Origin of the sequence: Thiocapsa roseopersicina, assembly GCF_900106925.1 — a bacterium.
In the GTDB taxonomy this organism is placed as follows: domain Bacteria; phylum Pseudomonadota; class Gammaproteobacteria; order Chromatiales; family Chromatiaceae; genus Thiocapsa; species Thiocapsa roseopersicina.
On record NZ_FNNZ01000006.1, the window covers coordinates 192,362 to 216,272 of the forward strand.

Annotated in this window: 19 protein-coding genes, 1 tRNA gene and 1 pseudogene; 6 read left to right on the plus strand and 15 right to left on the minus strand. The window is 64.2% G+C overall.

The annotated features are described in order from the left end of the window. The first annotated feature begins 1 nt into the window (after nt 1). Both BLV04_RS08980 and BLV04_RS08985 read left to right on the plus strand, forming a co-directional pair. A complete protein-coding gene (locus tag BLV04_RS08980; protein ID WP_093030242.1) occupies nt 2-406 on the plus strand; it encodes a GtrA family protein in 405 nt (134 codons plus the stop codon). Then, nucleotides 403-1,467: a glycosyltransferase family 2 protein gene (locus BLV04_RS08985; RefSeq protein WP_093030245.1), complete on the plus strand. Its 1,065-nt coding sequence runs from the start codon at nt 403-405 to the stop codon at nt 1,465-1,467. The genes BLV04_RS08980 and BLV04_RS08985 overlap by 4 nt, the downstream gene beginning before the upstream one ends. 99 nt (nt 1,468-1,566) lie before the next feature. Here BLV04_RS08985 and BLV04_RS08990 read toward each other — a convergent pair whose 3' ends face one another. The 5 genes from BLV04_RS08990 to gatC all read right to left on the minus strand — a co-directional run bounded on the left by BLV04_RS08990 (nt 1,567) and on the right by gatC (nt 7,415). Continuing rightward, a complete protein-coding gene (locus BLV04_RS08990; RefSeq protein WP_093030248.1) occupies nt 1,567-2,451 on the minus strand; it encodes a DMT family transporter in 885 nt (294 codons plus the stop codon). An 8-nt stretch (nt 2,452-2,459) separates the two neighbouring features. Continuing rightward, nucleotides 2,460-4,046, minus strand: coding sequence for a sodium:solute symporter family transporter (locus tag BLV04_RS08995; RefSeq protein ID WP_093030251.1), 1,587 nt, complete (start codon nt 4,044-4,046; stop codon nt 2,460-2,462). Between the two features lie 67 nt (nt 4,047-4,113). After that, nucleotides 4,114-5,559: an Asp-tRNA(Asn)/Glu-tRNA(Gln) amidotransferase subunit GatB gene (gene gatB, locus BLV04_RS09000; RefSeq protein WP_093030254.1), complete on the minus strand. Its 1,446-nt coding sequence runs from the start codon at nt 5,557-5,559 to the stop codon at nt 4,114-4,116. 101 nt (nt 5,560-5,660) lie between these two features. Beyond that, the gene (gatA, locus tag BLV04_RS09005; RefSeq protein ID WP_093030257.1) at nt 5,661-7,115 is read right to left on the minus strand and encodes an Asp-tRNA(Asn)/Glu-tRNA(Gln) amidotransferase subunit GatA; all 1,455 of its coding nucleotides are present in this window, start codon (nt 7,113-7,115) and stop codon (nt 5,661-5,663) included. Between the two features lie 12 nt (nt 7,116-7,127). After that, nucleotides 7,128-7,415 (minus strand): Asp-tRNA(Asn)/Glu-tRNA(Gln) amidotransferase subunit GatC, encoded by a 288-nt coding sequence (gatC, locus tag BLV04_RS09010; protein ID WP_093030260.1) that lies wholly within the window; start codon nt 7,413-7,415, stop codon nt 7,128-7,130. A gap of 202 nt (nt 7,416-7,617) precedes the next feature. Between gatC and BLV04_RS09015 the strand changes: the two genes are divergently transcribed. Further along, nucleotides 7,618-7,693: transfer RNA gene (locus BLV04_RS09015), tRNA-Phe, on the plus strand. Nucleotides 7,694-8,514: 821 nt separating this feature from the next. Here the strand turns inward: BLV04_RS09015 and BLV04_RS24365 are convergent. The 7 genes from BLV04_RS24365 to BLV04_RS09045 form a co-directional block, all read right to left on the minus strand. Continuing rightward, nucleotides 8,515-9,225, minus strand: a complete 711-nt coding sequence (locus BLV04_RS24365) for a hypothetical protein (protein ID WP_139191891.1) — start codon at nt 9,223-9,225, stop codon at nt 8,515-8,517. A 293-nt stretch (nt 9,226-9,518) separates the two neighbouring features. After that, nucleotides 9,519-11,525, minus strand: a complete 2,007-nt coding sequence (locus BLV04_RS09020) for a sodium-translocating pyrophosphatase (RefSeq protein ID WP_093030263.1) — start codon at nt 11,523-11,525, stop codon at nt 9,519-9,521. Nucleotides 11,526-11,639: 114 nt separating this feature from the next. Next, nucleotides 11,640-12,761, minus strand: a complete 1,122-nt coding sequence (gene lpxD / locus BLV04_RS09025) for a UDP-3-O-(3-hydroxymyristoyl)glucosamine N-acyltransferase (protein WP_093030266.1) — start codon at nt 12,759-12,761, stop codon at nt 11,640-11,642. After that, nucleotides 12,758-13,462, minus strand: a complete 705-nt coding sequence (locus tag BLV04_RS09030; protein ID WP_093030269.1) for a carboxypeptidase-like regulatory domain-containing protein — start codon at nt 13,460-13,462, stop codon at nt 12,758-12,760. Before BLV04_RS09030 ends, lpxD begins: the two co-directional genes overlap by 4 nt. A gap of 246 nt (nt 13,463-13,708) precedes the next feature. Then, the gene (locus BLV04_RS09035) at nt 13,709-15,193 is read right to left on the minus strand and encodes an RsmB/NOP family class I SAM-dependent RNA methyltransferase (protein WP_093030272.1); all 1,485 of its coding nucleotides are present in this window, start codon (nt 15,191-15,193) and stop codon (nt 13,709-13,711) included. Between the two features lie 10 nt (nt 15,194-15,203). Then, nucleotides 15,204-16,685 (minus strand): RimK family ATP-grasp domain-containing protein, encoded by a 1,482-nt coding sequence (locus BLV04_RS09040; protein ID WP_093030275.1) that lies wholly within the window; start codon nt 16,683-16,685, stop codon nt 15,204-15,206. 196 nt (nt 16,686-16,881) lie between these two features. After that, nucleotides 16,882-17,946 (minus strand): peptidase C39 family protein, encoded by a 1,065-nt coding sequence (locus tag BLV04_RS09045; RefSeq protein ID WP_093030358.1) that lies wholly within the window; start codon nt 17,944-17,946, stop codon nt 16,882-16,884. Nucleotides 17,947-18,203: 257 nt separating this feature from the next. On the opposite strand from BLV04_RS09045, the gene argE reads away from it, so the two are divergent. Next, nucleotides 18,204-19,358, plus strand: a complete 1,155-nt coding sequence (gene argE / locus BLV04_RS09050; RefSeq protein ID WP_093030278.1) for an acetylornithine deacetylase — start codon at nt 18,204-18,206, stop codon at nt 19,356-19,358. Between the two features lie 207 nt (nt 19,359-19,565). Then, a complete protein-coding gene (ypfJ, locus tag BLV04_RS09055) occupies nt 19,566-20,516 on the plus strand; it encodes a KPN_02809 family neutral zinc metallopeptidase (protein ID WP_093030282.1) in 951 nt (316 codons plus the stop codon). A 46-nt stretch (nt 20,517-20,562) separates the two neighbouring features. Here the strand turns inward: ypfJ and BLV04_RS09060 are convergent. The 3 genes and pseudogenes from BLV04_RS09060 to argH all read right to left on the minus strand — a co-directional run. Next, nucleotides 20,563-20,889: pseudogene (locus BLV04_RS09060) on the minus strand (Uma2 family endonuclease); the annotation flags it as partial. Nucleotides 20,890-21,058: 169 nt separating this feature from the next. Continuing rightward, nucleotides 21,059-21,442, minus strand: a complete 384-nt coding sequence (locus tag BLV04_RS09065; protein ID WP_093030285.1) for a nucleotide pyrophosphohydrolase — start codon at nt 21,440-21,442, stop codon at nt 21,059-21,061. Beyond that, a complete protein-coding gene (gene argH, locus BLV04_RS09070; RefSeq protein WP_093030288.1) occupies nt 21,432-22,847 on the minus strand; it encodes an argininosuccinate lyase in 1,416 nt (471 codons plus the stop codon). The genes BLV04_RS09065 and argH overlap by 11 nt, the downstream gene beginning before the upstream one ends. A gap of 298 nt (nt 22,848-23,145) precedes the next feature. Between argH and BLV04_RS09075 the strand changes: the two genes are divergently transcribed. Then, nucleotides 23,146-23,898: a LytR/AlgR family response regulator transcription factor gene (locus BLV04_RS09075; RefSeq protein ID WP_093030291.1), complete on the plus strand. Its 753-nt coding sequence runs from the start codon at nt 23,146-23,148 to the stop codon at nt 23,896-23,898. Nucleotides 23,899-23,911 lie beyond the last annotated feature (13 nt).

Below are 23,911 nucleotides of genomic sequence, written 5' to 3' on the forward strand. Positions count from 1 at the left end.
GATGCCCACTTCTTTCGCGACAGTATCTCGGAGGCTAGCGGCCTTCGGATTGGTCGGAGCTGTCGGCACCCTTGTACACTACGCGACTCTTATCATCCTCGTCGAGATCTGGACCGTCGACCCGGTCGCGGCGACAACGCTCGGATTCGGTCTCGGCGCCCTGGTCAACTACCTTCTCAATCACCGATACACCTTCAACAGCACGAAGGCGCATCACGACGCCGGGCCTAAATTCGCACTCGTCGCGGTCACCACAGGGCTGTTGAACACGCTGATGGTCCACGCGGGCGTCGACATCCTCGGGTTCAATTATCTCCTCGTCCAGGTGGTCGCCACCGCAACCGTATTTCTACTCAATTTCGTCTTGAATAGCCTGTGGACCTTTCGCGAGAGCGATGTGCCATGAGCCTCGAGTTTCCCGATTCGCTCTACAGTTTGTCCGCCCCGAACGGCGCGGCCCCTATCAACGAGCCGCGGACGCTGTGCGTCATCGTTCCGGTCTACAACGAAGCCGAGGTTCTCGCTGAGCTCCACCGGCGCCTTACTGCCGTAATCGACGGGCTAGGCGTCACCGCCGAGGTGATCTACGTCAACGACGGCAGCCGCGACGCAACCTTGGATATCCTCTATCGCCTGCGTGCCACCGATCCGCGGGTGGCCATCCTGAATCTCAGCCGGAACTTCGGCAAGGAGATCGCGATGACGGCCGGACTGGATCATAGCCGGAGCGAGGCCACCGTCATCATCGACGCCGATCTTCAGGATCCGCCCGAGCTGATCCCCGCGCTGATGGCGCGCTGGAGCCAAGGCTACGACGTGGTGTACGCGACGCGTCTGTCGCGCGACGGCGAGAGTGCTCTGAAGAAGCTCAGCGCACGCTATTTCTACCGCGTCATCGGGGGTATGAGCCCGATCGAGATCCCAAAGGACACGGGGGATTTCCGCTTGCTCAGTCGCCGCGCGGTCGATGCTCTGTGCCGACTGCGCGAGCAGCATCGTTTCATGAAGGGCTTGTTCGCCTGGATCGGCTATCGTCAAACCGCCGTGACCTACCACCGCGACCGCCGCAGCGCCGGGACGACCAAGTGGAATTACCACAAGCTGTGGGGGTTCGCGATCGAGGGCATTACCTCCTTCAGCACGGCTCCGCTCAAGGTCGCCAGCTATGTCGGGCTGGTCACGGCCATGACGGCGTTCCTCTACGCAAGCTGGATCATCTACAAGACGCTGCGTTTCGGTGATCCCGTCGCCGGCTATCCGTCCCTGATGGTTGCGGTCCTCTTTCTCGGCGGGGTTCAGCTCGCCGCCATCGGCGTCTTGGGCGAGTATCTCGGTCGAATGTTCAACGAGACCAAAGCTCGACCACTCTATCTTGTCGAGACCTACGAGCCCCCGAGACAAGGCGAACGCGACCTCCCGCGCGAAACCGGCCACCCGTCCACCGTCGGTCCGATCGCTCCCTCGTAGGCGGATCGAAGCCGACGCCTTCGCGGGACCGCGGAGACGCGTCATCACCCCACCGAGCCGAGCAGCGACGGGGTCGGGTTAATGAGAAGCCGGCATCGATTATGCCGAGCCTCTCCGCTCGCGCCGCAAGCTGTACTCGTTCCCGACAAAGATCAGCGCCGCGCCGGCGATGACCCAGGGATCGAGTCCCTCCCCATAGAAGATCGCCCCGACCAGCGCGATGAGCGGCAGGCGCAGGAAATCCATCGGCAGGACGACCGTCGCGTCGGCATGCTGGAACGCCTTGGCGATGCCGAGATGGGCGCTGATCCCGGTGACCGCGGCGACGAGCAGCCAGGGACCATCTACCCAGTCGACCGGCCGCCACAACAGCAGCGCCGGGACGAGACCGATCAGGAGCTGCATCGCCAGCATCCAGAAGAGGATGGTGAAGACACCGTCATAGCGCGTGAGCCCCTTGGTCGCCGTCAAGCTCACGGCGAATCCGACCGCGGCCGCCAGCCCGATCAGCACCCCGAGATCGAGCGGTTGCAAGCCGGGCCGCGTAATCAATAGGACGCCCGCCACTCCCAAGACAAGCGCAACGACTCGTCCTCGATTCAACCGCTCGCCGAGAAAGATCAGCGCCAGCACGGCCGCCCACACGGGTGTGGTGAACTCGAGCGCGAAGACGAACGCGAGCGGCAAGATCCCGATGGCGGTGATCCAGAAAACCTGCCCGCCGTAGTGAAAGAGGTTGCGCAGCAGGTGAAGGGGCAACCGTTCGGTGCGATAAAAGCCAGGGGCCAACCACAGCGCCAGCGGCACCAAAAGCGGCAGACCGAGTGCGGTCCGCAGAAAAAGAAACTGCACCGGCTCCATGGTGTCCAGCAGCTCGCGCGCGGAGACGGCGAGTAGTGCGAAGGAGGTCAGGGCGACCCCCATCCAGGCGGCCGCAAGGGCAAGCGGCCGAGAGGTCCGCAGCGACGTCGAGTCTCGGGACATATGCTGCTCTACCCGAAACCGATCGCCAAGGCCGCGGTCAGCGCCAGCAGGAGCGCGGACTGAACACGATAGTCCGACCACCAGGCGCCCGAGCGCGTCGGGCGCGCCAGCGCCGGACGCCACACCATCTCGCCGCGCGCGATTGCACGGGCAGCCGAGGGATGCGGCTCAAGCAGACCGACGACGACGAAGATCGACGCGCTCAAGGCAAAGAGGATCCCCGCAACCAAGGTGAAGTGCAGATCCAGCACCCCCCCGACAGTCAGGGCGAAGAGCATGGCGGAAACGGCGTGACCGCCCAGCAAGGTCGCAAGCGCCGCCCTCGGACCCGGCCGCGCCCAAAGCGCGCCCAGCAGAAAGAGCGCCGCGACCGGTGGAACCAGATAGGACAGCGCGGTCTGCAGGTAGTGGAAGAGCCCCTCGAAACCGCCGATCCAGGGCGCAACAGCGGCCGAGATCAACATGAAGAAAAGGATCGCGATGCGCCCGATCCAGGCCGTCTGGCGCGAGGTCAGGTTCGGGCGCAGCGGTTTAATGAAGTCGAGCGTGAGGAGCGTCGCGGCCGAGTTGAGCGTCGAGTCGACGCTCGACATCAGGGCTGCGACCAAGGCCGCCAGCACGATCCCGCGCAGCCCGACCGGAAGCAGCTCCGCGATGAGCGACGGGAAGACCTGATCCGCCTGCTCGAGGCCCGGAATGATCTGAATCGCAATGACGCCGGGGATGACCATGATGAAGATCACCGAGAGCTTCAGCAATCCCGCCAAGAGCGCCCCCCAGCGGGCATTCTCGATGTCCCGAGCACCCAGCACACGCTGGACGACAAACTGATTGGTACACCAGAAGTAAAAACCCAGCACGGGCACACCCACCACGACCCCGAGCCAAGGCAGGTTCGGGTCGCTCATCGGGAGAAAGAGACTCAGCTGCTGCGGGTCCGTGGCCTCGACCATCCGGCCCCAGTCGAAATCGATCGCCTGGAAACTGAAGTAGGTGACCAGCGAGGCCCCCACCAGCAGGATTACGGCTTGGAGAACGTCCGTATAGACCACCGCGGCAAGCCCGCCGGCGGCGGTGTAGATCCCCGCGACGGCGGCCAGGATCAACGCGGCCGTGAACAGATCGAGACCCGGAACAAAGGCGTTGAGGACGATCGCACCGGCGAAGAGCGTGCCGGCCGTATCGACCAGGATGTTCGAGACCAGGGTCAAGGCCGAAAAATAGCGCCGCGCGCGCCCGTCGAAACGCCGCTCCAGATACTCGGGCACGGTGCCGATGCGGGCGCGCAGATAAAGCGGAATCAGGACGATGGCGAAGACGACCAGAAGTGGTGCGGCCATCCACTCGTAGTTGGCGACCGCAATCCCCCACGTGTAGGCCGCGCCCATGAGCCCGATCAGGGTCGTGGAGGAGATATTGGAGGCGAACAGCGACAGCCCGACCGGCAGCCAGCCGAGCCGCCGCCCCGCCAGGAAGAGATCGTCCGCATCATGGGTACGGCGCGCGAGATAGGCACCGATCGCAAAGACGATCAGAAGATAGAAGCCGATGATCGCGAGATCAATCGGGTCGATTCGAGTGAGGAAGGGGTCCATGACAGGGACATCGCTCCATCGAACCTGAAACGCGCGACTGACCGACCCCGTCGCCGGGGACTCGGGATCAGTCGCTTGCGAGCACGCGCATCAGGATCTCGTTGACCTGCTGCGGATTGGCCTTGCCCTTGCTTTCCTTCATCACCTGACCGACGAAGAAGCCGAAGACTTTGTCCTTACCGGCGCGATATTGCTCGACTTGGCCGGGGTTGGCGGCGACGATCGCCGCGATCAGCGCCTCGAGCTCGCCGCTGTCGGTGATCTGTCGCAGCCCTCGCGCCTGAATGACGCTGTCGGCGTCGCCCTCGCCGCTCCACATCGCCTCGAAGACCTGTTTGGCGAGCTTGCCCGAGACGGTCCCGTCCTGGATACGATGGATGAGGCCGGCGAGCATGGCCGCGGAGACCGGGCTGCGCGCGATCTCGATCTCGGAGCGATTCAGCGCCGCGGCCAGCTCGCCGTTGACCCAGTTGGCGGCCAGCTTGGGCTCGGCGGTGGCCTGCACCACCGCCTCGAAATACTGCGCAAGCTCGCGTCCGGCGGTCAGCAGACTGGCGTCGTACTCGCCGAGTCCGTATTGGGTGTGGAAGCGCTCGCGCATGCTGTCCGGCAGCTCGGGAAGATCCGCGACCGCATCCACGATGAAGGCGACATCGATCTCGACCGGGAGCAGGTCCGGATCCGGGAAGTAGCGGTAATCGTTGGCCTCTTCCTTCGAGCGCATGGGTCGGGTCTCGTCGCGCTCCGGATCATAGAGCCGGGTCTCCTGCACCACGGTTCCGCCGCCTTCGATCACGTCGATCTGACGCTCGACCTCGAACTGGATGGCCCGCTCGATGAAGCGGAAGGAGTTCAGGTTCTTGATCTCGGTGCGGGTGCCGAAGCGCGTCTGGCCGAGCGGACGCACCGAGACGTTGGCGTCGACACGGAAGGAGCCTTCCTGCATGTTGCCGTCGCTGATGCCGATCCAGCGCACCAGCTGATGGATCTTGCGCGCGTAGGCCACCGCCTCCTGCGGCGTGCGCATGTCCGGCTCGGAGACGATCTCGAGCAGCGGCGTGCCGGCCCGATTCAGATCGATGCCCGTGTAGCCGCCGCCCGCGAGGTTCTCCTCGTGCAGCGACTTGCCGGCGTCTTCTTCGAGATGCGCACGGGTCACTCCAATCGACTTGACCGCCGCGTCGCCGAGGACGATCTCCACGCGTCCCTCCCCGACGATCGGCAGCTCGTACTGGCTGATCTGGTAACCCTTCGGAAGATCCGGATAGAAGTAATTCTTGCGCGCGAACACCGAGCGCGGCGCCACCTCGGCACCGATCGCCTTGCCGAAACGCACGGCCAGACGCACCGCCTCGGCATTGAGCACCGGCAGCACGCCGGGCAGACCCAGGTCGATGGCGCAAGCCTGCGTGTTGGGCGGCGCACCGAAGGCCGTCGATGCACCCGAGAAGATCTTGGATTGGGTCGCGAGCTGAGTATGGATCTCGAGCCCGATCACGGTTTCCCATTGCATGCTCTATAACCTATGTCGCGATCGTACGTTCGGCAAACCTGCCGTCTCTGTCGCTCACTTTCTCAAGACTTTCAGGGCGCGCCAAGCGACGAGCTCGCCGATCACTCGAACCCGGAAGGCGCGCCCTGATGCCAATGCGTCACATGCTGAAAGCGATGCGCGACATTCAGCAGGCGGGCCTCCTGAAAATAGTTGCCGATGATCTGCAAACCGACCGGCAGCCCGTCGACCGGCTCGACCGGGATCGACATCCCGGGCAGACCCGCGAGGTTAGTCGCGATGGTATAGATGTCGTTGAGATACATGGCCACCGGGTCGTCCATCTTGGCCCCGAGCTCAAACGCGGTCGTCGGCGCGGTCGGACCCATGATGACGTCGACATCCTCGAAGGCGCGCGTGAAGTCGTCGGCAATGAGATGTCGAATCTTCTGCGCCTTCAAATAGTAGGCGTCGTAATAGCCCGCAGAGAGCACATAGGTGCCGATCATGACGCGTCGCTGCACCTCGGCACCGAAGCCCTCGGCGCGACTGCGCTTATACAGGTCTTCGAGATCCTTCGGATTCTCGCATCGGTGGCCGTAACGCACTCCGTCGAAACGCGCCAGGTTGGACGAGCACTCGGCCGGTGCAACGACATAGTAGACCGGCACCGAGAGCGGACTGTTCGGCAGGCTGATCTCCTTCACCTTGGCACCGAGTCGCTCGTACTCCTTGATCGCGTCCTGCACGGAGGCCGCCACGCGCGGATCGAGCCCCTCGCCGAAATACTCCTTCGGCAAACCGATGCGCAGGCCCGCGATGTCGTCGTCGAGCGCATCGACGTAGTCGGGCACGTCGACATCGGCGCTGGTGGAGTCGCGCGGGTCAAACCCGGCCATCTCGTCGAGCAGACAGGCCGCATCCGCCGCCGAGCGGGCCAGCACGCCGGCCTGATCCAGCGACGAGGCGAAGGCGATCATGCCCCAGCGCGAGCAACGCCCGTAGGTCGGCTTGATGCCGGTGATACCGCAAAGCGCCGCAGGCTGGCGGATCGATCCGCCCGTATCCGTCCCGGTGGCCGCCGCGCAGAGCCGTGCGGCGACCGCCGCGGCCGATCCGCCCGAGGAGCCGCCCGGCACGCGATCCGCGTCCCAGGGGTTGTGGACAGGCCCGTAATAGCTCGTCTCGTTCGACGAGCCCATGGCGAACTCGTCCATGTTCGTCTTGCCCAAGACCACCGCCCCGGCCGCGGCGAGGCGCTCGACGACCGTCGCATCGTAAGGGGCGACGAAGTTGTCCAGCATCCGCGAGCCACAACTGGTCTTGATCCCCGCCGTGCAGAAGATGTCCTTGTGCGCGATCGGGATGCCGGCGAGCGGCCCGGCATCGCCCGAGGCGATGGCGCGATCGGCACGCTCCGCCGCCGCTAGGGCGGATTCGCTCGCGACGCTGATGAAGCTGTTCAGGCGCCGATCCAGGCGCGCGATGCGCTCCAGATAGTGACGGGTGAGCTCTACGCTCGAGTATGTGCGCAGCCTCAGCTCCGCGGCCATTTGGGCGATCGATTTGTTCTGCATGAGTACTCGCCGTCAGTCGATGACCTTGGGAACCAGATACAGCCCGTCCTCGGTCAAGGGGGCGATCGCCTGGAACAGCTCGCGTCGGTCGTGCTCCGACACCCGATCCGGACGCAGACGTTGGCTCATGTGCAGCGGGTGGGCCATCGGCTCCACGCCGGTGGTGTCGACCGCGTCCATCTGCGCAACCAGGTCGAGGATGTTGGAGAGATCCGCGGCGTAGCGCTCGATCGACTCGGGTGCGATCTCGAGCCGCGCCAGGTGGGCGATCTTCTCGATGTCGGAAGCATCCAATGACATGACCGATCCAGCTTGATTGACAAGCCGCGCAACATAGCACAGGCGCGCGAGACGCGGAACGTGCGGGAGCCCCGCGCGACGCGACGGGCTCGACCTTGGGGCCGAACTTAGCTTGATCGCTCGATCGTAAGTCTTGACGACTTGGCTTCTTGCGGCTTTAATATGCGGCTTCGCCACCCGCAACGGGGGTGAAGTTCAAAACGCCCAGGTAGCTCAGTTGGTAGAGCAGAGGACTGAAAATCCTCGTGTCGGTGGTTCGATTCCGCCCCTGGGCACCATCAAAACAATGGCTTGCAATCATAACGCGCTTAGAGTTCAAACTTGGGGACCCCAGGGGGAGCTTTGTGCGGGCTGACTCGCTGACCCTCCCTTTCTTCACTTCATCGATTAATTGATTGCGAGGCTTCGCCTCAGACCGACGAGCCATGGGTAGCGGGCTCATAGGCTAAACTCTCGGCACAGGCTCCGTTCAGCCAACGAACGCTCTGGGAGTAAACGCGTAAGACCCAACGCGGCTATACACGTGACCTATTTATGTTGCGATGCGATGCGTCGGTAAGCTAACTGCAATTGCCTTCTCAGGCACGTGCCGCCCGCAGCACGGCCCAGCCAGCTTCCGAGCAATATCTTGCCATCTGGCGACAGGGCTCTGTTTGCGTCCCGTAAAAATTTGACTCGTTTGCAACAAGTTTTCACCCTCAAGGAATCCTAGATTGCCCTCCGTTGCGATCGCTGTTGTCGCTTACTTTATTCCACGGGAATTTCTCAGAGTAATCTGCGCTGACCCTACCGGATTCGCCCACCGCTGTTGCGAGTGCCTGCGGTCCAGGCGGTCTTGGGTCGGTTCAGCCGGTCCCAACGGCAGTAACCGGCCAGTAGCGGACGGTCGCGCCTCCACACGTTGCGTTCGCTGTGGGACAGGAACCAGACCCTCGTCGGCAGGGAGCCGACTTAAAGCTCACTAGGCCATAGGGAGATCTCATCGAACCTTATCTCCAGCTAAGTCAGGCGCCCAAAATCGGACGCCGAAAAAACGGCGTCCTGATCAAGTGAGAGGTCGGAGTTACGGTAGTCACCGGCACCTGAGCCGGCGCATGGCTCAGCGCCGCCGACGCGCGTAGAAGCCGCCGAGACCGAGCAGGCCCGCCAGCAGTGTCAGCAGGCCGGGGGCGGAGAGGACGGGGATCGGGGCCGGCTCAGAAACCTCGCGCGCGCCCATCGCGATCTGTTTGCCAGCCTCTGTTTCGTATGCATATCCATTAACCGTCCAGGTCACTTCAGCATCGATTCCAGTGCCGGTCAGATTGGTGAAGGTCTCTATGTAGCCATATTTCGTACCGTTGTCGCTTGTATCCACAAACCGAAAAGGGATGTAGGTTGGATCTGTGCGAAGATATATTGCGTTTCCACTGCTACCCGTAGCTAATGAGGTGATATTTCCTCCGAAGCCACCTACCACTACGCCTGTGTCAGATACTCCTTCGTCCCAAGTTTCCCTAACTGCCAACGCATAAGTATAAAACAATGAACCAACCACAGTTCGCTGAAAGACTGCGCCGCTCATGGTAGAGGAGTAAATTTGAAAGAAATTCCGAGGTGACGAAAAGGTCTGCGCCAGTATCACATTTGCTTCGCCGGGAAGATCCAGGGTCAACAGCTCGCCGAAAGTAACAGCCGTCGTCCCAAAGGTGTAGCTCTTTGGCGTTCCGCCAAAGTCATCATAGACAATCGCGGCAGGGGCCACAGAGGCTCCAGTTGTCAATCCCACCACGGTCAGGATCAAAATGCTGGTTTTTTGAAACATTTTCATGCGCGCACTCTTTACTTGATTGAAAATCGCGTTTCAGGCGATTGGGGCGCCTGCCCCTGGAGATCGTTCTGGCGTACTGTTGGCATAGTAAGGCACGGTGCGTTTGACCCGATGCGAATAAATTCGCACCTACGCTTGATCGTTGGCCAAGATATTACACGACACGGACACGCATCCGTAGGTGCGAATTTATTCGCACGAGCATGAACAAGAACACAAGCAACCGCGAACGCAACCGGCGCACACGAAAAAGGGGCCTCACGGCCCCTTTTCAAACACCGTACCGGATGCGATCAGCCCAACAGCGGTGCAATCGTCAAACTGACGATGGCCATGACGTTGATGAGGATGTTCATCGAGGGGCCGGAGGTGTCCTTGAAGGGATCGCCGACGGTGTCGCCCACGACGGTGGCCGAGTGCACGGTCGAGCCCTTGCCGCCGAGGTTGCCCTTTTCGACAAACTTCTTGGCGTTGTCCCAGGCGCCGCCCGCGTTGGCCATCATCAGCGCGAGCAGCACGCCGGCGAGCAGGGCGCCGCCGAGCATGCCGCCCAAGGCCTCCGGACCGATGCCGAAGCCGACGACTGCGGGCGCGCTGACGGCGATAACGCCGGGCAGGATCATTCGCTTGATCGCCGCCGTGGTGGCGATGTCGATGCAGCGGGCGGTATCCGGCTTGGCCGTGCCTTCGAGAAGGCCCGGGATCTCGTGGAACTGCCGACGGATCTCGTTGATCATCTCGAAGGCGGCGTCGCCGACCGCGGTCATGGTGATGGCCGCGATCAGGAAGGGAATCGCACCGCCGATCAGCATGCCCATCAAGACGTCCGGATCACCCAGGCTCAAGGCGAAGTCCGGGATCATCACATGCAGCGTCTCGATGTAGGCCGCGATGATGGTCAAGGCCGCCAGTGCCGCGGCACCGATCGCGAAGCCCTTGCCGATGGCCGCCGTGGTGTTGCCCAGCTCGTCGAGCGAGTCGGTGATCTTGCGGGTCTCCGCACCCAAACCGCCCATCTCGGCGATCCCGCCGGCGTTGTCCGCGACCGGACCGTAGGCGTCGATGGCCATGGTGATGCCCACCGTGGCCAACATGCCGACCGCCGCGATACCCACGCCGTAGAGACCGGCCATGTGGCTCGAGACATAGATGATCAGGGCAATGGTCAGCACCGGGATGACGACCGACTGCATGCCGACGGCCAAGCCCGAGATCATGACGGTCGCCGGACCCGTCTCGCCCGACTTGGCGATGCGGCGCACCGGCGCGGCAGAGGTGTAGTACTCGGTCACCAGACCGATGATGATGCCGCCGACCGCACCGGCGAGAACCGACCACCAGATGTAGTTGGAGACATCGATCATCCAGACGACCAGGAAGGAGACGGCGATAAAGAGCAGCGTGGCCCCGATGGTGCCCGTGCGCAGCGCCGTGGCCGGCTTGTTGGCCGAGACGGACTTGACGAGAAAGATACCCGCCAGCGAGCAGAGCAGACCGGCCGAGGCCAGCGCCAGCGGCAGGAACATCAGCGAGGACTGCGCGCCCAACACGGCCAGAGTCGTGGCCGACATGGTCGCGGCGATCGCGATGGTGGCGATCTGCGCGCCGCAATAGGACTCGAAGATGTCCGAGCCCATACCGGCGACGTCGCCGACGTTGTCGCCGACGTTGTCCGCGATGACGCCCGGGTTGCGTGGATCGTCTTCGGGAATGCCGGCCTCGATCTTGCCGACCAGGTCCGCGCCGACGTCGGCACTCTTGGTGAAGATACCGCCGCCGACACGATAAAAGAGGGCGACCGACGAGGCACCGACGCCGAAGCCGTGGATGGCGTGCGATGCCTCGGGATTACCACCGAAGAAGAAATAGAGGAAACCCAGACCCAGCAGACCCAGCGAGGCGACCAAGAGACCCATGACCGAGCCGCCGTAGAAGGCGACCGTCAAGGCAGCGGGTGCGCCCAGCGTATGTGCAGCGGTAGTGGTGCGGACGTTGGCCTTGGTTGCCGAAAACATCCCGAGAAAACCGGCGCTTGCGGACGCGGTCGCACCGATGACGAAGGCCAGTCCGGTCTTCCATCCCAAGAACCACGTCAGCAGCACGAGCACGACGACGCAGAAGATGCCCAACAGCATCATCTCGCGCTTCATGAACACCATGGCGCCGAGATGGATCTCGTCGGCGATCGCTTTAACCTTGTCTTCCCCTTCGGGATAGGCCAAAACCAACTTGAAAATATAGTAGGCCGCCCATAGCCCGAACATGCCGAGCAGCAGCGGGATCAACGCGTTGAAGGACATTGGATCTCCTCAGTTCATCGGTCGTTTTGGTGATAAAACCGCAAGGTTTATAGCAAATATCGCCCGGAAAAGCGATTCGACCGTCATTGAGCTGTCACATACAAACCATTGATATCAATCGCCGCCGGAACCTGACAGGGTTGCAGTGGAAAGGGTGCTCGCGGATGAGCCGGGCCGGGATGGCGTGCTCGAGGAGGCGCCGCCCAAGTCTGCCAGACGGCGTTCCAGGCGGTCGATCGTCTGCTGCTGGCGCTCGACCTGTTTGAGCAACGCGGGAAGTCGAATCAGTGCTGCGCTTTCGCGAAGGGCTTGTTTGACCGGACGCGCGGGTGTCCCGAAGACGGCGACCCCGGCGGGAATATCCTTGACGACGCCGGTTTGCCCTCCGATGCGTGCGCCGTCGCCGACCGTCACGTGATCGGAAATCGCAACCTGCCCGGCCACCACAACGCCTTGCCCGAGCTTCGAGCTGCCCGCAATGCCGGATTGGCTGACCAGAATGCTGTGCGGACCGATATCGACGTTGTGGGCGACCTGGACCAGATTGTCGATCTTGGTGCCCCGACCGATTCGCGTCATGCCCAGCGTGGCCCGGTCGACACAGCTGTTGCAGCCGATCTCCACATCGTCCTCGATCACCACCCGTCCGAGCTGCGGAATCTTGCGGTGCGCCGTCCCGTCCCAGCGGAAGCCGAACCCGTCGCCGCCGATGCGTGCACCCGGATGCAGGATGCAGCGATGACCCAAAGTCGAGTCGCGTAGGATGCTGACGTTGGACCCGATCAGACAGTCGTTGCCGATCTGCACCCCGACGCCGAGGTAAGACCCTGGGCCGATGCGCGAGCCCGAGCCGATTCGGGCATCCACATCGATCACCACGCCGGCACCGACCTCCACATCCTCCCCGAGCTGTGCTGTAGGATGTACCGATGCACTCGGATGAATGCCCTGGCTCGCCGCAACCGGAGCGAACCAATCCGCAATCTCGAAGAAGAGATTGCGCGGCTCGGCAACGCGCAGCAGCCGCTTGCCGAGGACATCCGGAAAGCTTTCGCCGACCAGAACGAGCGCAGCCGCGCTGCTCGCCACGGCATCTGCTTGGCTCGCCTCTTCGGCGAAACACAGATCCTGCGAGCCGGCTTGGTCAAGCGTATTGACGCCGCGGATCTCCGCGTCGTCGGGGGCCGCGAGTACGAGTTGCAGCCGGTCGTAGAGATCTTGGATGGAGAGTGTCATGGTGCGGGCCAGTAAAAGGATTCGGCCACGGCCCCGGTCGTCGGGAGCGTAACATTGCGGGTCTGTGCCTGTCCGGCATGCTCGACCGTCAGGACATAGTCGCCGGGGGCGAGATTGGCGTAGAGCCAGGGGCCGACGGTCACGGTGCTGAGCAGTGTCGGTCCGGCTGCATCCTGTATCTGCACGCGGATGTTGGACAGATAGGCCCCGGACCCGGCAACGGCGAACAAGAGCCGCAGGTTGTACTGAGACTTCACCTGCTCCATCGCCTCGCGCTCGGAGGCACCGATCCCTCCGCTGACGTGCGGAACCCCGAGGGTCGACTGGCCGGGAAGCCGTCGCTCCATAGCGGGTGCGGGCGGCGGCGCAGTCAGCGGCTCCGGCGCCGAGACCGCCTCGGGAGTCGGGATGGAGACAACCGGAGGAACCGGCGCCGTGCTTGGCTCCGCGACAGCAGGCGCCCCCGGCAAAATCGCCCCGCCGGGCAGCACAGTCCCCGGAGGCAACACCATGCCCTCCTCGAGCACGATCCCGCCGGGCAGAGTCCTCCCTTCGGGCGCAATCGCCCACTCGACCGTCGGTTGAGCGACCGGAGCCGGTGCCTGTACCTCCTGTCCGGTCGGCTGCTGCGCCAAGGCGGCCCCCGAGCCGAGCCAAGCCAACATCACCGCAACCTCGAACCTCTTGTCGCGTCGCCGCATCGATCACTAGCCTCCTAAAAAAATGACATCAACTCAGGCGATTACGGGAATAAGTATTCCGGCTGCATATGGGTGCAGAACCTGTAGGGGCGACTAAAGTCGCCCCTACTCCCCTACGCCCCCGCCCCCGTACGCCTCGCTAGACCCTTTCCCTGAGATCACCTTAAAACGCGTCCGCTCCAAGCCGAGCGGACAAGGCCAAGCGCTACCGACACGAAAACATCCCATAAACCATCGGGACGCGTTTTAAGCCGCGCAGCCACTCCAACGGCTCGGAAACAAACTCTCGATCACCCCGGAGCGATGCAGCACACCCACACCCAGCACATGACCACGATAGCTCACGATGATCTGTCCCGTCGGCGTGGCGGCCCGTTGCTCGGGTGTCGGGTCGAAGATCTCACGTCGCAGGTAACGATCGCGCTGCTCGGTATCCAATGAGACACCGAAACGCGTGATATCGCGCCCGAAGAGCAGAGAGCCGCCGGTGCTGGGCTTAGGCGGTCGCACATTGGTACGATGAAAGAACAAACCGCTCGACTCGGCCGCGGGAACCGCAGGCGGTGCGTGATCGGCGGCCATCAGGTGCAATCCACGTCGGGTTTGGCGGTTGGCGCGGTAGTCGACCCAATAATCCCCGCCCAGGCCGTATTTGTCGTCGAGACCGGCGAGCCATTCCGCAGCATCCGTGTCGTCCAGGACGGCCGACTCGGGCGTCGGCTCCGCGGGGCAGCCCGTATTCTTCTCCAGGATCGCCATGAAGAAGCCGCCGGTGTCGCGATGGTGGGGCCAGATCCGCAGACATTGCGCCAGCTCGGGCGGAAGATCCCGGCCGTTCCAATGGGTGACGCCCGGCATCGCGACGAAACCCGGAACCGATGCGGGCACCAGGCGCAGCATGCCGGTGTGCTCGGCGAGGATGTCGGCCACCACCAGCTCGTTCTCCTCCGGCGCGAAGGTACAGGTGGAATAGAGGATGCGCCCGCCCGGACGACAGCGCTGCACCGCCTTGCGCAGCAGCGCCCGCTGGCGCGGCCCCAGGCGAAGCGCACTGTTCGGATCCAGCCGGGGCAACAAGGATGGCGTGCGCCGCAGCGTGCCCTCGCTCGAGCAGGGTGCGTCGACCAGGATGCGGTCGAACTGACCGCTCGCACTCGGCCAGTTGGCGCCGTCGCAGCAGGTCGTGGTGACGTTGACCACACCCAGCCGGTCGAGATTACCCTGGAGCGCCTTGATGCGCGCGTGGGCGATGTCGTTCGCGACGAGCGTCCCGCGATTGCCCAGAGCAAAGGCGATCTGCGCGGTCTTGCCGCCGGGTGCGGCGCAGAGATCCAACACCCGCTGACCGGGTGCCAGGTCCATCAGCATCGCGGGCAGCTGCGAGACCTCTTCCTGTGCATGGGCAAGACCGGCACAGTACCACCAGTTGCGCCCGGCCTTGGTCTCCTCGGGGAGTCGCAAGGCAGCGGGCAGACCGGGCAGGGGTTGCGCCTCCAGACCCTGCTCGGCCAGCAGGTCGGCCAGCTCGGCGACCGAGATCCGCGTCGGGTTGGCCCAGATGCAGGGCGGCAGCGGTCGGCCAAGCGCCGCGGCGAAGGCGTCCCAATCGTCGACCAAGGTGCGATAACGGGCCAAGGGCGAGGCGGCGATCTCCTCGGGAGTGATAAGCGCAGTCGCCTTCGAGCGCGAGAGACGCACGCTCTGCGGACGCAATTCGGTGGATAGAGTCATCGTATTCCAGTCAGCGTTTGCCGGAGCGTCGGCGGTCGAGTCGTACCACGAATTCGCCGATCAGACGGGCGTAGAGCTGATCGCCGAGCACCAGGTCCTCGACCCCCGCATCCAAGCTGGGGTTGTCGTTGACCTCGATCACGACCGGACCGGCCGGCGTCTCCTTGAGATCGACCCCGTAGAGCCCGTCGCCGATCAGATCGGCCGCCTTCAGCGCGGTCTTCATCACGGCGGGCGGGACGGCCTCGACCGGCAGGGTCTCGAACCCGCCCTGCTCGTGACGACCGTCGCTCTCGTGCTTGACGATCTGCCAATGATCGCGGCTCATCAGGTACTTGCAGGCATAGAAGGGCTGGCGACCCAGGATGCCGATGCGCCAATCGAAGGGCGTGTAGAGATACTCCTGGGCCAGGATGAGATCGGACTCCTTAAAGAGCTTCCCGGCAATCCGCGTCAGCCCCGAGCGATCCTCTGCCCGGAAGACCCCGCGCGAAAATGACCCCTCCGGGATCTTGAGCACGATCGGATAGCCGATCTGCTCTTCGGCCTCCATCAGATTCTCCTTGCGCAGCACCAGTGTCTTGGGACGCGGGATGCGGTGCGCCGCCAGCAGCTCGGCGAGATAGACCTTGTTGGTACAGCGCAGGATCGAGTCCGGGTCGTCGATGACGACCATGCCCTCGCTGTCGGCCTTCTTGGCGAAGCGGAAGGTGTGGTGACCGATGCGCGTGGTCTCACGAATGAAGAGCGCGTCGTACTCGGCGAGGCGGCTGTAGTCCTTGCGCTGGATCAGCTCGACGTTCACGCCGAGCGACTTACCCGCCTTCACGAAGCGTTGCAGTGCCTTGCCGTCGGAGGGCGGCAGCTCCTCGGCGGGGTCGTGCAGCACGGCAAGGTCGTAGCGGTAGGACAGGCGCGCGCGCGGCTGGCGCCAACGCTGCGAGAGATAACCCTCCAGCGCCGCAAACAAAGGCCCCTCCCCGTCCGCCGTGACGGCGGCCAGCGGCAGGGCCTTGATGGCCCCGATACGCCAGGTGCCTTGGCGGCGAAACTCCACCCGCAGGATCGGGCAGCGGAAGGTCTCGAAGATCTCGCGTGCGAGCGGCTGCAGCTCCTTGACGTCGCACTGGCCGAAACAGATGGTCAGCTCGTAGGCGGTCGGGGCCAGTGCCGAGGTCTTGCGTCGCCCGAGCAGACGCTGCACCAGCCCGTCCAGCTCTTCGGTGGCCAGGCTGTAGAGCTCGCGACTGGAGAGCTCCTGGATGGTCCGAACGCTCGGGATGACCTTGTGTCCGCGTGCCTCGGCGAGCAGCGAGCAGTAGTAGCCGACCGAGAGATACCGATAGCTGCGGCACAGGTTGATGACGCGCAGATCGCGCTTGGACGCCAGCTCGCCGCCCGCGAGATAGTCGCGCGCGGTCACCACGGGCAGACGCGGAAAGCCCGGCTTCCAGTCGCCTTGCTGCTCCACCAACAACAGGTGCTCAGCCATTTAAATCGCGCTCGCTCGTAGAGTATGTGTCGCGTTGCATTCTGGTTCCGGGTTTATCCACACCAACGCGCCTCGGCACAGGCGCGATTTAAAGAATGAAAAAAATAAAAATCCTAGACCGCGTCGCCTGCAGCGTTGATCGATACCGGCGAGTCCGAATCCAGCCACAAACCTGCCCTGTCCCTCCGGACGCGGTCTAGCAGGAGACGAGAACGACGGCCTGCAACCCGACCCGACCATAGCGGGCCATCCGACTGAACTCGTCACGGGGAATCGGCATATCGATCGAGTCCAGCGTGGTCTCTCCGTTGTCGTAGTCGACGTAGGGGTCGTGGACATAGACGAAGTGCTCATCGAAGCCGGTGATCACGACCCAATGCGGGAATTTCTCGCGGTAGATGCGGTAGGAGCTGATCAATACCAGAGGCACCGAGCCCGCGTCCCAACGCTGCTGGAGATCGTCGATGCTGAGCGTGCCCGGATTGACCGGGATACCCAGACGCTGCGCCTCGGCCAGCATGTCTTCGTGAACCAGGCGCATGACCTCCTTCTTCTCCGGGCTGCGCACCGAGTCGACCAGCGGCACACCCGGATCGTTCACGAAGACCTCGACCGAAAAGCCCCGGGACTGTGCGGACAAGGCCAGCCCGAGAGGGCCGCAGCCACCGTGACCCGAGGTCATGAAGATGGTCGTGGACTCGCGCCAGATCCGCAGCTCCAGCGTTCGATTGAGCTCGAGGCTCGGGCGCAGCGCCTGCATCGCCATCATCAGCGACGAGGAGCCGCAGGTGAAATCGAGCGTTTGCTCGTAGAAGGGCACGCGCTTGAGCTCCGGCTTGAGACCGGGAGAGAGCGTCTTCTCGTACCGAAGCGCCTCCATATGGTCTTCGTAGTAGTCCGAGAGCACGCCGAAGCGCCGATAACCCGCGCTCTCGAACAGCGCCTGCGAGGCGAGGTTGTCACGCCGGATTTCGAGGCGCATGTAGGCGCGCTCCTGCTCCCAGGCGGCCTCCTCCGCCGCCTCGACGAGCGCGCGACCGACCCCTCGGCCCCGCGCCTGTGCCGCGACCGCGATCGAATAGAGGCGCGCGACCGAGGTCGCCCGGCTGAAGAGCACCATGACGTACCCCAACAGTGCACCCTCCGGATCCTCGGCGACCAGTGTGCGCGCCTGCGCACGAGTCAGCATGTAGCGGAACTGGCGACGGGTCAGCCGGTCACTCTGGAAGCTCGCGCCCTCGAGCCGAAGCAGCGCGCCCATATCGGCAAGCACCGCAGGGCGCAGACGTATAGACGGGGGCGCGGTGTCGCTGATCGGATCGGTGGGCACTGGATTGGACACGGGCTTCGCTGACGGCGTGGGGACTGGCGGGCGCCGGAAAGGCGGGATAGAGTCGGCGAAATCTACAGGTCGTGCAGGAAAATGCAAGGCGTCGGAGGTCGGCGCCATCGGATCGAATCTACATCCTCCTCGGGCGACGGACCCGAGCCTCGTGTCTCAATGCAGCGGAGCACTTCATGCCCAGCCAGGCCCCGACCCTGACCTCCATGCTCGAAGGGCTGATCGGCACCCTGTCGGTGAGCAGCGTCACGCCCGCCTTCGACCACAGCAACCGGGCGGTGATCGATCTGTTGGCCTCCTGGTTGGAGTCAGCCGGCTTCCGGGTCGAGATCCTGGAGTTGCCGGGGCAGCCGGACAAGGCCAATCTGCTGGCCACGCTCGGCAGCGGGCCCGGCGGTCTGGTGCTGTCGGGACACACCGACACGGTTCCTTTCGACGCCCATCTCTGGACCCACGATCCGCTCAAGCTGACCGAAGCGCAGGGGCGCCTCTACGGGCTCGGCACGTCCGACATGAAGTCCTTCCTGGCGCTGGCGATCGAGGCCGCCCGCGGCTTGACCGCGACCGACCTCGCGCAGCCCCTGATGATCCTGGCGACCGCGGACGAGGAGTCCGCGATGCACGGTGCGCGCGCCCTGGTCGAGGCCGGAAGGCCGCTGGGGCGCTATGCGGTGATCGGGGAGCCGACCGGGCTGCGCCCGGTGCGTCTGCACAAAGGCGTCATGGGCGAGTCGATTCGCCTGGTCGGGCGCAGCGGCCATGCGAGCGACCCCTCCCTCGGCAACAACGCCTTGGACGGCATGTACGAGGTCATGGGCACCCTGATGGCTTGGCGGACGGAGCTCGCGGACAGCCACCGACACGAGGGATTCAAGATCCCGCACCCGACCCTGAATCTCGGCCACATCCACGGCGGCGACAACCCCAATCGGATCTGCGGCGAGTGCGAGCTGCATGTCGACATGCGGCTCCTGCCCGGTCTGAGCGCAACCGAAGTGCGTGCCGAGCTTAGTCGCCGAGTCGCGACCGTCGCCGACCGTCGCGGGCTCGCCTGGTTCGTCGAACCCTTGTTCGAGGCCATCCCGCCGGCCGAGACGCCCGCCGGCTCGGCGATCGTGCGCGTCGCCGAGGGGCTGACCGGCCACACCGCCGAGGCCGTGAATTTCGGCACCGAGGCGCCCTTCCTCAACCAACTCGGGATGGAGACCATCGTCCTCGGCCCGGGCGATATCGCTCAAGCCCACCAACCAGACGAGTATCTTGAGCTGGATCGGATCAGACCGACGCTCGACCTCTTGCGGGCGCTGATTCAGCGTTTCTGTCTACGTTAAACCGCGCCCGGCCCGGTATGCGATGTTTTTGGATAGGATTGGCCCCGGCAGGTTTGACGACCGTTGGAGCCGGCGCGGTTTAAAATACTAAAAAATATCTCATTTTAAACCGCGTCCCCGCTAATGGTTGTGGATACACCAAACGTCGAGCTCACTCGAAAATGAGCATCTGGCTCTGGACGCGGTTTAGGCATCTGAGGAAAACCCATGCGTTGGAAGACCGGCAGGCGTAGCGAGAATGTGGAGGATCGCCGCGGCGGCGGTCTCGGCGACAGCCCGTTCGGCGGACGGCGCCCGCTCGGCGTGGGGCGCCGCGTCGGAATCGGCGGCGGGCTCGGGGGCCTGATCCTGGTGGTCGTCCTGTTGCTTCTGGGCGTGGACCCGAGCCTTCTCCTGACCCAAGGCGGGTTGGGGCCGACTCAGGAGACCTCCCGGGCGCCGAGCGGCCAAGTACCCTATGGCGATCCATTCGGTGCCGGTCAACCCGAGATCAGGCTTCCGAGCGCTGCGGTCAAGGACGAGCTCGCAGACTTCGTCTCGGTGGTCCTGGCGGACACCGAGGACACCTGGGGCGAGATCTTCAAGGCCGGCGGCGATCAGTATCGAGAGCCCACGCTGGTTCTCTTCTCGGGCATGACCCGCTCGGCCTGCGGGTTGGGCGAGGCCGCCATGGGCCCTTTTTACTGCCCGGCCGATCAACGCGTCTATATCGACTTGGCCTTCTACGACGAGCTGCGTCGTGATTTCGGTGCGCCCGGCGACTTCGCCCAAGCCTACGTCATCGCGCACGAGGTCGGCCACCACGTCCAGAACCTGCTCGGCATCTCCGAGCAGGTCGAGAGCTCGCGTCGTCGGGCCAGCCAGGCAGAAGCCAATCAGCTCTCGGTGCGCCTGGAGCTGCAGGCCGACTGCTTCGCCGGGGTGTGGGCGCACCGCGCGCACAAGGCGCGCAGCATCATCGAAGCGGGCGATGTCGAGGAGGGCATGAACGCCGCCTCCGCCATCGGCGACGACCGTCTGCAACGCCAAACCCGCGGCCATGTCACCCCCGACAGCTTCACCCACGGCAGCTCGGCACAGCGTGTGCGCTGGTTCAAACGCGGTCTCACCACCGGCGAGCCCTCAGCGTGCGATACCTTTTCGCCCGAGACGCTTTGACCGGTCGCGGGTTCGAGAAACCGCTGCACCGGGAATTCGCAGAGACTCAGTCCTCCGGCGGCGCGAGACGCCCGACCAGCGCATCTCGGGCGATGACCACGCCCGGCAAGATGCCGACCGGGGTTTCGCCCTCCAGCTCCATCACCTCGGCCCCGCCGAACCGGCCCTGCTCCAGCCTGTAGACGTTTAGGGTGCGGTCGACCGGAGGGACCAGCCAGTATTCACGCACGCCGGCTCGCTCGTAGACCCGGCGCTTGCGCACATGGTCATGGCTCGCGGTGCGCGGCGAGAGCACCTCCACGACGAAGTCCGGACCGCCCCGCACGCCGCGACAGTCGGTCTTCGCCCGATCGCAGATCACCAGCACGTCCGGCTGAGCTCGCCACGCTCGCCCTCAATGGTTTTGGTTACTTGATGCTTGCGGCCCTCAGCCCCGAATCGTGGATTCGGCGCATACTGAATCTCCTTGCCAATCAGGAGCCGATTTGGCAAACCGATCGACGACGACGTTCTCGCGTGCTTCGGTTGCCGCCAGCAACGCGTCAAGCAGAACCGTCCAGGCTTGTATCCTCGTCTCCATACTCGCTCGCCCGCCGCGCATCCCCGCGCACCTTGTCTGCCGGATAACGCGCGGCGTTGATGGCGATCTTCTCGTCGGCGGCGGCCAGGAGGTCTATGTCAAGCCGCTCGGCCAGGCGGACCAGGTAATTGAGGATGTCGGCGAGCTCATGGGCGACCTGCCGTTTCTTCTCGGCACTTAGCTCGGCGCTCTGTTGCTCGCTCAGCCATTGGAAGTGCTCGAGCAGCTCGCCGGCCTCGCCGGCGAGCGCCATGGCGAGGTTCTTGGGCGAGTGGAACTGCTCCCAGTCGCGCTCGCGGGCGAAGGCGAGTAGTCGGGCGTTGAGCTGATCCAGGCTATCGGGCATCGCTCATGCCCAAGCCGGCCAAGCGGGCGCGTGCTCGTTCGATCGCGGCGCGCACCTGTGCCGGGGCGGTGCCGCCGAGGTGATCGCGTGCGGCGACCGAGCCATCCAGGGTCAGCACCGTAAAGACATCGGCCTCGATGGCGTTGGAGAAACCGCGCAGATCGTCGAGCGTCAGCTCGGCCAGATCCCGACCTTCGCGCACGCCCAGCCCGACCGCCTTGCCGACGATCTCGTGAGCATCGCGGAAGGGGATGCCCTTGCGCACCAGATAATCGGCCAGATCGGTCGCGGTGCTGAAGCCTTGTGCGGCGGCCGCGCGCATCCGCGCCCGGTTGCAGGCGACCTCGCGCATCATCTCGGCATAGACCTTGAGCGAGCCCTTCAGATTGTCGACCGTGTCGAAGAGGGGCTCCTTGTCCTCTTGGTTGTCCTTGTTGTAGGCCAAGGGCTGGGCCTTCATCAGGGTCAAGAGTCCCATCAGGTGTCCGAAGATGCGCCCGCTCTTGCCGCGGACCAGCTCGGGCACGTCCGGGTTCTTCTTCTGCGGCATGATCGAGGAGCCGGTGCAGAAGCTGTCTGACAGCTCGATGAAGCCGAACTGACTCGACGACCAGAGGATCAGCTCCTCGGAGAAGCGCGACAGATGCATCATGAGGATGGCCGCGGCCGCGGTGAATTCGATCGCGAAATCCCGGTCCGACACGGCATCGAGCGAATTCTCCGCCGGCCGATCGAAGCCGAGCAGCTCGGCGGTATAGGCCCGATCGATCGGATAGGTGGTGCCGGCCAGCGCCGCGGCTCCGAGCGGCATCACGTTCATGCGCCGCCGACAATCGGCCAGGCGCTCGCGATCGCGATCCAGCATCTCGAACCAAGCCAGCATGTGGTGGCCGAAGGTGACGGGTTGAGCGACTTGCAGGTGGGTGAAGCCGGGCATGATGGTCTCGTCCTCGCGCTCGGCGAGATCCAGCAAGGCGCCTTGAAGGCGAGCGATCGCCGCGCGGATCAGATCGATCTCCTCGCGCAGCCACAAGCGAACATCGGTTGCGACCTGATCGTTGCGCGAACGCCCGGTGTGCAGCTTTTTGCCGGCATCGCCGATCAGCTCGGTCAGGGCGGACTCCACGTTCATGTGGACGTCTTCGAGCGGGATTGACCACTCGAATGCGCCGGAATCGATCCGCTCCCGCACCGCTTCCAGCCCGGACACGATGGCATCGCGCTCGGCATCGCTCAGGATGCCTTGACGGGCCAGCATCGTGGCGTGGGCGATGGAGCCCTGAATGTCGTAGCGATAGAGCCGCCGATCGAAGTCGACCGAGGCGGTAAAGGCTTCGACGAAGGCGTCGGTGGGCGCATTGAAGCGTCCGGCCCAGGGTTTGGCGGAAGAGCTTGGCTCGTGCATCTAAGAGATCCGAATGGGTGCGATCGCATGATTCTACACGCTGGAGTTGCGCCGGATGGATCGCGCGCATGGAGCCGGGACCGGGCAAACGCCCGAGGCCGAACACGAGATGTCGGCAACGGCGCAATACCGAGTAAAATGATCGTGGGCTATCTTTAAGAGCGAACATCCGCGGCGGCGGAAGGTCAGCCTGAAGATGCGCCTCGCCGGACTTACCGGTCGCATCCTGCAGCACTTCCTGCTCGACTGAAGAAGCACCATTGTCAACCCGGTCCAGACCTGATCCATGGAAAAGGTTATGAACATCCTGGTCGTCGACGATGAAGCACAGGCACGCGAGCGGCTTCGGAGGCTGCTGGCCGACACCGAGGGGCGGTACATCCTGGCCGGCGAAGCGACCGACGGACTGCAGGCGATCGAGATCTGCAGGACGCAGCGGATCGATCTGGTGTTGCTGGACGTGCAGATCCCCGGCACGAACGGGCTGGAGGCTGCGCGAGCACTGGCCGCGCTGGATCCCGCCCCGGCGGTCATTTTGGTGACGGCCTTCGAGCATGAGGCCCTGGTTGCGTTCGGCAACCAACTCGCGGGTTACCTGGTGAAGCCGGTGTGCCCCGAGCGCCTGTGCGAGACACTGTTGCGCCTGCAGAATCCGACGCCGGCTCGGTGTGTCGGGCCGGGCACACCATGCGATCGGGATCCGCCTCGAGCTGCCCCTCGGCGCCAGATCAGCGCCCATTACCGGGGCGGGCTACGCACCGTGCGGATCGAGGACGTCATCTATCTGCGCGCCGAGCACAAATACGTGACGGTGCGTCATGTCGACGGCGAGCTCCTGATCGACGAGTCGCTGCGTAGGTTGGAGCAGGAGTTCGCGGAGCGCTTCCTGCGCATTCATCGTAACGCACTGGTCGCGCGTGACCGGGTCGCCGGCTTGGAGAAACGCGCGGACGGAGGCTCATTCATACAGTTGCGCGAATGTGCGGAACAGCTCCCGATCAGCCGCAGGCACCTGCCCGAGGTTCGCCGCCGGATGCAGGGAGACGATTGAGAGCAACGGCTGC